The organism is Planctomycetota bacterium, from assembly GCA_026387035.1.
Classification (GTDB): domain Bacteria; phylum Planctomycetota; class Phycisphaerae; order FEN-1346; family FEN-1346; genus JAPLMM01.
Genome location: JAPLMM010000229.1, coordinates 21,902 through 30,492, shown reverse-complemented (window position 1 = coordinate 30,492; position 8,591 = coordinate 21,902). Strand labels below are relative to the sequence as shown.

Sequence of the window (8,591 nt, the reverse complement as noted above, 5' to 3'; positions counted from 1 at the left end):
TGGAGCGCGGGTCCCGGCGGGCCGCCGGTCAAGACGTGTTACACGACGGACGGGGTGAACGCGGAGGATCCGGCGAACTGGTATCCGGAGAAGCCGAACGGCATCATCTGCCTGTACTACGACGGGAACGATTGGCTGTTTTCGTATTAGGTTCTGTCTGATAAATCGCGCGGTGGCCCCGCCCCGGCGGGTAAACTTCCGAGGCCACCGCGCATGGCACGGAAGGCGGTGGCGGCCTAGGAAGGCCGCCACCCAAAAGCATTCTGGATTTATCAGACAGAGTTTGGCGGAGTGTCGTTGGCGAAGAGGCGCGGCGGCCGGTTTGGGCTGCCGCGTTTTTTGCGCTCGCCCTATACGGAAGCGGCGACAGGCTGAGAGCCGCGACCGTCAGGCGCCGCCCTGCAATTGCTTTCTTGCGCAGTGGTTACCCCTCGGCTTGGCTCGGGGCAGGCTCCGAACCACCGCGCAAAATATATGTCGGACCGCTTAGAGGAACAGTTGGAGGAGGTTCAGGAGGATCGAGACGACCAGGGCGACGAGGAGGATGATGGTGAGTTGGTTGACGGCAAAGGGGCCGGGGGCCGGGGCGCGGAGGGCCTGGGCGCCGGTTCTGGCGGCGTCGTGGGCCGATTCGCCATCGGCGAGGCCTTCGAGGGCGGCCGTCTGCATGCCGACCTTTTCGCGGGCGATGCGCGGGGGCTCCCCTGCGGCGACGGTCCGGAGGTCCACGAGGAGGTCGTCGGTGGAGTTGTAGCGGTCCTGGGGGCGTTTGAGCATCATGACTTCGACGACTTCGCTGACGCCGGCCGACAGTTCCGGGTTCACGTGGTCGGGCGGCACGAGGGGTGCCATGATGTGCTTCTGCATCACCTGCTGGGGTGTCGGTGCGGTGAAGGGGGGCCGGCCGGTGAGCATCTCGTAGAAGGTGGCGCCGAGGGAATAGATGTCGGCGCGGGAATCGATGCGCGGGTCGCCGCGCACTTGTTCCGGGGCGATATAGTACGGCGTGCCGTAGGCCTTGCCGGCCTCTTCGAGGGCGGTGTCGGCGTCCTCGGCGTGGCGCGCGAGGCCCATGTCGGCGAGTTTGGCGACGCCTTCCTTGGTGATCATGATGTTTTTGGGTTTAACGTCGCGGTGGATGAAGCCGCGCGAGTGGGCGTGGGCGAGGGCCTCGGCGATCTGGATGATGATGCGGAGGGACTCCTCTTCGCCGAGCGGTTCGCCGCGGTCCTTCAGCATGTCGTAGACGGTCGTGCCGTCCACGTATTCCATGATGAAGTAGGAGTGTCCGCCGGTTTCGCCGGCGTCGATGGCCTGGACGATGTTGGAGTGGGAGAGTTTGGCGGCGCTCTTGGCTTCCTGGACGAATCGGCGGCGGGCGTCGGGGTCGCCGCCGGCTTTGGAGAGGAGGATTTTGACGGCGACGATGCGGTCGACGCTGGTCTGTCGGCCCTTGTAGACGACGGCCTGGCTGCCTCGGCCGACGCGCTCAAGGAGTTCGATGCCGGGGATCTGGATGGTGGGTGAGACGGTTTCTTCCTTGAGGCCGGCGAGGGCGCGGCGAGCCTGGGCTTTCGTCATGGCGCCGGCGCGGACGAGGGCCTCCGGCAGCGTGAGGCGCTCGCCCTTTTCCTCGGCCTCGTTCAGGAGGCAGCGCGCCTGCTGGAGTTCGTCCGGCGTGACGAGGCCGCGGTCCAGCACGTGCTGCTCAAATCGCGTTTCTGAAGATGTCGGCATGGAGTTGTGCGCGGAAAGAGATCCGAACGGGGGCTCACTATCCGGCGTGCGGCGCGGAGTGTCAAACAAAAAGTAGTCCGTCGGCGGGCGAGCGGGTCATTTCGGGGCGGGCGGCGCCTCGCGGACCGCCCGGACGGGGATCGCCTTGTCGGCGCCGTCCGTCAGGCGGAGGTAGAACGCCCAGCGCCCCGTCAGGTTGACGCACTTGACGACGACGTGGTTGAGGCCCTTCTGGAGCGCGACGCCCCCGACGGTGTGCTGGTCGGCCCTTCCCATCCGGGGCTTTCCCTTGTAGGTGAACACGAGGTCGCCGTTGACCCAGACCTGCAAATAGTCGTCGCATCCGAGGCGCAACTCGGCGGCGCGGTGCTCGCGGGGCGAATCAATCCAGGCGACGGCGTAGGCGACGGCGTACTGGAGGCCGTTGAAGGACTTCTCCAGGTTGATGCAGCCCTCGGGAGCACTTTGCCTGAAATGGCCGACCTTCCATGAGGCCCCGGCGGGAGGCGTCTGGGTTCCGTCGAGGTTCGCCTCGCCGGCGACGAAGGCGTGCTCGGCGGGGTTCTGTCCGCCCGGGTCGCCGGCCTTGAAGGGAATGGGGCCGAGGAGGAGCCATTCCTCGACGAACTTGCGCCCGCCGCTCTCTCCCGGCTCGCCGAGTTCGACGACGATGGGCGCTTTGGCCGGCGTCGGCGGCGCAGGGGTCGGGGGTGTCGGCGGTGTCGGCGGGACGGGCGTTGGAGGCATCGGGGTTGGCGGCGTGGGCGGCGCGGGAAGCGTGGGCAGCGCGGGAAACGTGGGCAGCGCGGGAAGCGGGAGCAGCGGGGGCGCCGGCAGCGCTGCGTTCGGCGCGGGGCGGAACAGGCGCGGGGCCATCACCAGGGCGACGATGCCTCCAACGAGGGCCAGCGCGACGACGACCGCGGCAGTGATGAGCCGCGCCTTGTGGGCGCGGTCGGGGGAGCGTGCGACGGCGCGTTCCGGAGCGCCGTGCTTGCGGGCGGCGGCGAGCGTGAGTTTCTCGACATGCCAGGTGCGTCGGCGTTCGGCATCGGCGAGGCCGGCCAACTGTTTGACGAGGGCTTCGGGGGCGGCCATTTCCCATGCCTCGAGGTCCTGTATGTCGATGGCCGACAGGGCCGCGAGGAACTTCTCGGCCGTCTGGTATCGGTCCTCCGGGCGTTTGGCGAGGGCCTTGGCGAGGATGTCGCAGAGGACCTGGGGCAGGTTGGGGACGAACTGGCGCGGGTCGGGCGGAGGCTCGGTGAGGTGTTTCTGCATCACCTCCTGGGGCGTGGGGGCGGTGAAAGGTGGCCGGCCGGTGAGCATCTGGTAGAAGGTGGCGCCGAGGGAGTAAATGTCGGCGCGGAAATCGATGCGCGCCTCGCCGCGCACCTGCTCGGGCGAGATGTAGTACGGCGTGCCGAAGGCCTTGCCCGCCTCCTCCTCGGCGTCTTCGCCGACGCGGCGCGCCAGGCCGAGGTCCGCCAGTTTCACCGTGCCGTCCGCAGCCAGGAGGATGTTGCCCGGCTTGATGTCGCGGTGGACGAGACCGGCGCGGTGGGCGCAGGCGAGGGCCTCGACGACCGGCCGCAGAATGGTGACGGCCTCGGCGGGCCCGAAGCGTTTTCGGACGGCCAAGAGTTCGCCGAGGCTCCCGCCGTCCACCAGTTCCATCACGATGTAGAATGTATCGCGGAAAGGGCGGATCTGGTGGATGGTGACGATGTTGGGGTGGGAGAGTCGGGCGGCGTGGCGGGCCTCCTGGATGAATCGGCGGCGCGACTCGGGGTCGCGGGCGGCCGACGGCGGGAGGATCTTCACGGCCACGAGACGGTCCATGGCTTTCTGGCGGCACTTGTAGACGACGGCCTGGCGTCCTCGGCTGATGCGTTCGAGGAGTTCGAGGTCGGAGGAGGCGATTTCGGCGGCGGCGGTGTCGCCCGCGGCGGGGGCGACCGGCGCGTGGTGGGCGCGGGCGGCGATGGCGCCGGCCTGGAGGAGTGCCTTGGTCAGGGGCAGGTCGCGACCGGCCCGGCCGGCCTCCTCCAACAGACGCCGGGCCTCCCGGGCTTCCTCCGCCGTGACGAGACCCTGGGCGACCAGATTTTCGAGGCGTTCCGCTTGAGATGGTTCGGGCATGGCGTTCGATCCCGGCTCGCCGGGACTCGACTATCCTCTCCGGCGCGAGGGCTGTCAATCCAAAGTTGACGCACCGGCAGGGGGTCGGCTATAATTTCCGCTCTTGCGCGTTCGGGGCGCTCCTCGGTCGCTCGGAATCACAGGAAGCGTCTTAGTGCTACAACGCAACTTATGCCTTTGCGCGGTGGGTCTCCGAACCCACCGCGCAGGAGAGATGCGTTTTCAGGTGTGAAAGCGGGGTTTGCGCGGCGTCCCGCCGGGACGCCGCGCAAAGTTGCGTAGTAGTATTAGGAAGGGCAGAGGCGTGTATCTCGGTATCGACATCGGCTCGGTCAGCCTGAACCTCGTCCTCGTGGACCTGTCCGCCGAAGCCTTGGCGAAGGCGGACGCGGAAGGCAAGGTCCTCAGGGAACGGTACGTCCGGACGCGCGGCAAGCCGCTGGAGACCGCCCTGGAGGCCCTCGAGGCGCTCTTGGCGGAGGTCCCGCCATCGGAGATCGAGGGCGTCGCCTTCACGGGCGCGGGCACGGCGGTCCTGGGCGGCCTGTACCGGATCAAGCCGGTCAACGAGGTCATCGCGCAGGCCGCCGCGACGGCGACGCTCCATCCCGAGGTGCGAACGATCATCGAGATCGGCGGCGAGGACTCGAAACTGATCCTCCTGGAGGAGGACCCGAAGACGGGCCGGCTGCGCGTCAGGGACTTCGCGATGAACGCCTTGTGCGCGGCGGGCACGGGCTCGTTCCTCGACCAGCAGGCGTCGCGGCTGGGTGTCTCGATCGAGGACGAGTGGGGCAGGATGGCGCTTCGGTCGGTGCACGTGCCTCGACTCGCGGGCCGATGCTCCGTCTTTGCCAAGAGCGACATGATCCATCTCCAGCAGGAGGGGACGCCGGACTACGACATCGTCGCGGGCCTGTGCTTCGCGATGGCGCGGAACTTCAAGGCGGTCATCGGCAAAGCCAAGGAATTCGCGCCGCGCGTCGCGTTCCAGGGCGGGGTGGCGGCCAACGCGGGGATGGTCCGCGCGTTCACCGAAGTGCTGGCACTCGAGCCGGGCGCGCTCCTGATTCCCGAGCATTACGCCTCGATGGGCGCGATCGGGGCTTGTCTGGTGGCGCGCGATCGCGGCGAACTGGGGCGCATCGAGTCGCTCGACCCGCTGCGGGAGTACCTGGAGTCGCGGCGCTACGGCGGCGGCGAACTCCACGTGCCCCTGGCCGACGACCGGTACCCCCTCGTGATCGAGCCCGACCCGTTCCCCGCCGGGACGGATAGCGTGGACGTTTTCGTCGGCGTGGACGTCGGCAGCATCTCGACGAACGTCGTGGCCGTCGACCGCGAGGGGCGCGTCCTGGCGCGCGAGTACTTGATGACGGCGGGCCGGCCGCTCGCGGCCGTGACCGACGGCCTCTACAAAGTGGGCACGGCCCTGGAGGAGCGCGGCGGGAAAGGGCGCGTCCGCGTCCGCGGATGCGCGACGACCGGCTCCGGGCGGTACCTGACGGGCGACTTCATCGGCGCCGACATCGTCAAGAACGAGATCACCGCCCACGCCACGGGTGCGTCCTTCATCCGGCCGGACGTGGATACGATCTTCGAGATCGGCGGCCAGGACTCCAAGTACATCAGCCTCGACTCGGGCGCGGTCGTCGATTTCACGATGAACAAGGTCTGCGCCGCCGGGACGGGCTCCTTCATCGAGGAACAGTCCGAGCGGCTGGGGGTGGGCCTAAAGACGGGCGAGTTCAACGCGAAGGCCCTGTCGGCCGACGAGCCCCCCGCCATGGGCGAACGATGCACCGTCTTCATCGAGACCGACATCAACCGGAACCAGCAGCGCGGCGTGGCGGTGGACGACCTCTGCGCGGGCCTCTGCTACTCCATCGTCCAGAACTACCTGAACCGCGTCGTCGAGGAGCACCGCATCGGCGACGTCATTCTCTTTCAGGGCGGGACGGCGTACAACCGCGGCGTGAAGGCGGCGTTCGAGAAGGTCCTCGGCAAACCCGTCACCGTCCCGCCGCATCACGACGTCCTTGGCGCCGTCGGCATGGCGCTGATCGCGCGCGACTGGTACGACGAGACCGGCCGCGAGACCACCTTCAAGGGGTTCGACCTGCGGAACGTCCGGTATTCGTTCGACACGTTCGAGTGCGAGGACTGCGCCAACCGATGTGAAATCCACGTCGTCAAGATCCATGCCTCCGAGGGCGGCCCGGACGGCCAAGGCGCCCGCGCCGAACGGACGCTCTACTACGGCAGCCGGTGCGGCAAGTTCGACGAGTCGGAGCGCGACTCGCTCGGCAAGCATCTGCCGAGGCTCTTCGTCGAGCGTCAGCGCCTTCTCGAGACCGCCTATGACAAGAAGAAGCCCGACCATCCGAACGGCAAGCGCGTCGGCCTGCCGCAGATGACCCACTTCTTTGAACTCATGCCGATGTGGAAGGCGCTCTTCACGGAACTCGGGTTCGAGGTCGTCCTGTCGAGCCGAACGGTCGGCAAGGTCATCCGCCAGGGCGTCGAAGAAGTGGCGGCCGAGACGTGCTTCCCTGTCAAGGTCGCGCACGGCCACATCCGCGACCTCGCGGAGAAGGGCGTGGACCACATCTTCCTGCCGACCATCATCGACATGCCGCGCGCCACCGACGACATCGTCAACTCCTACGTCTGCCCCTACGTCCAGGCGGTGCCGTTCATGGCCCGGGCGGCGATGGAGGACGTGGCCGCGAGCGGCAAAGTGGTGGAGCCGATCCTTCACTTTTCGCGGGGTGAAAAGGCGGTGCGCCGGGACCTCGAGAAGATGGCCGTCGGCCTCGGCGCGACCCGCAGCCGCGCTCGCCGCGCTGTCTCCGAGGCCTTCGCCGCACAGCAACGCTTCACCGACGCCCTCCAGGCCCGCGGGCGCGATTGTCTGGCCGGTCTGAGGCCCGACCAGACGGCCCTGGTGATCGTCGGCCGGCCGTACAACGCCTGCGACCCCGGCCTCAACATGAACATCCCCGAGAAGTTGCGCGACCTCGGGTGCCTGGCCATCCCCCTGGACATGCTGCCGCTCGACGAGGAGGACATTTCGGCCGACTACCCGCACATGTACTGGCGGTACGGCCAGAAGATCATCGGGGGCGTCCGGATCATCGCCCGCGACCCGCGCCTGTATCCCGTGTACATCACGAACTTCGGATGCGGGCCCGACTCGTTCATCATGAAGTTCGTCTCGCGGGAACTCGCCGGAAAGCCGTGCCTCGTCCTCGAAGTGGACGAGCACACGGCCGACGTCGGCGCCATCACGCGGTGCGAGGCGTTCCTCGACAGCCTCAAGGGTGTCGCCAGCCGCTCGCGGCTTACGGGTGTCCGCCAGCGCGAGGCCCGCGCCTCCGTCAGGATCCGCGCCCACAAGTTGGACTATAGCCGCAGCACGTTCGGCTCGCGGACGATCTACATCCCCTACATGGACGATCACGGCTACGCGATGGCCGCCGCCATGCGCGCCAGCGGCGTCCAGGCCCGACAGATGGCCATGAGCGACGAGGACACGCTCGTCTGGGGACGAAAGTACACGAGCGGAAAGGAATGCTACCCCTGCATCATCACCACCGGCGACATGCTCCGCCAGATCCACACGCCCGGCTTCGACCCCGACCGCTCCGCCTTCTTCATGCCGACCGCCTTCGGGCCCTGCCGCTTCGGACAGTACAACAAGTTCCAGCGCATGGTCCTCGACGACCTCGGCCTGGAGGACGTGCCGATGGTGCTCCTCGATCAGGACAGGGATTACCAGGGCGACCTGAAGAACCTGGGCGCGGACTTCCGCCGCCTTGCGTGGACCGGCATCGTGTTCGTCGATACGCTCCAGAAACTCCTCCGGGAAACTCGCCCGTACGAGACCCATGCGGGCGAGTGCGACCACCTCTACGAGCACCACCTCCGGCAGTGCGAGGAGGTGGTCGAGGGCCGCGGCGACATGGCGGCCCTGGCGCGCGAGGCGCGCCGGGCGTTCGAGGCTGTCGCCGTCGACCGCTCGCGCCCCAGGCCGCGCATCGGCCTCGTCGGCGAGGTCTTCGTCCGATGCAATCAGTTCACCAACAACTTCATGGTCCGCAAGATCGAGTCCCTCGGCGGCGAGGCCGTCCTCCCGCCCTTTGAGGAATGGATCAACTACATCGCCTGGAGCCGCGTCACCGACGCCCGCATCGAACGCCAGTGGCGCCGCCTCCTCGTCGAACGCATCGTTGACTTCGTCCAGCGACGCGAAAAGTACAAGGTCCTCAACGAGTTCCGCGGCGCCGTCCGCCACTTCTTCGACGAACCTTCCAGCGACCACGTCATCGACCTGGGCCGGCCGTATCTCGACCCCGCGATCCGCGGCGAACCCATCCTCTCCATGGGCCGATGCATGGAATACGTCCACGACGGGTGCGATGGCATCATGAATCTCCATCCCTTCAACTGTATGCCCGGCACGATCGTCAACGCGCTCCTGACGAAGTTCGCCCGCGACCACGACATGCCGGTCCTCAAGGTGGCCTACGACGGCCTGGAACAGGCGACCGAAATGATCCGCCTCGAAGCCTTCATGTACCAGGCCCGCGAGCGGATGCTCTCGCGCCAGCGCGCGATGGGCGGCGGCACCTCGACCCCCGCCGGCGCCGCCCTCGCCGCCGTCCGCAGCAACGACTGAGGCACGGTTTCAAAACCCGCAGTAAGGTGCC

At 67.7% G+C, this 8,591-nt stretch carries 3 protein-coding genes; 1 reads left to right on the top strand and 2 read right to left on the bottom strand.

Going from position 1 to position 8,591, the window contains the following annotated elements:
• Nucleotides 1-486: 486 nt before the first annotated feature.
• Both NTX40_08535 and NTX40_08530 read right to left on the bottom strand, forming a co-directional pair.
• Nucleotides 487-1,737, bottom strand: coding sequence for a serine/threonine-protein kinase (locus NTX40_08535; protein MCX5649125.1), 1,251 nt, complete (start codon nucleotides 1,735-1,737; stop codon nucleotides 487-489).
• Nucleotides 1,738-1,833: 96 nt separating this feature from the next.
• Nucleotides 1,834-3,879, bottom strand: coding sequence for a serine/threonine-protein kinase (locus NTX40_08530; protein ID MCX5649124.1), 2,046 nt, complete (start codon nucleotides 3,877-3,879; stop codon nucleotides 1,834-1,836).
• A 304-nt stretch (nucleotides 3,880-4,183) separates the two neighbouring features.
• Between NTX40_08530 and NTX40_08525 the strand changes: the two genes are divergently transcribed.
• Complete coding sequence (locus NTX40_08525) at nucleotides 4,184-8,560, top strand: acyl-CoA dehydratase activase (protein ID MCX5649123.1); 4,377 nt, start codon at nucleotides 4,184-4,186, stop codon at nucleotides 8,558-8,560.
• The last annotated feature ends 31 nt before the right edge of the window (nucleotides 8,561-8,591 follow it).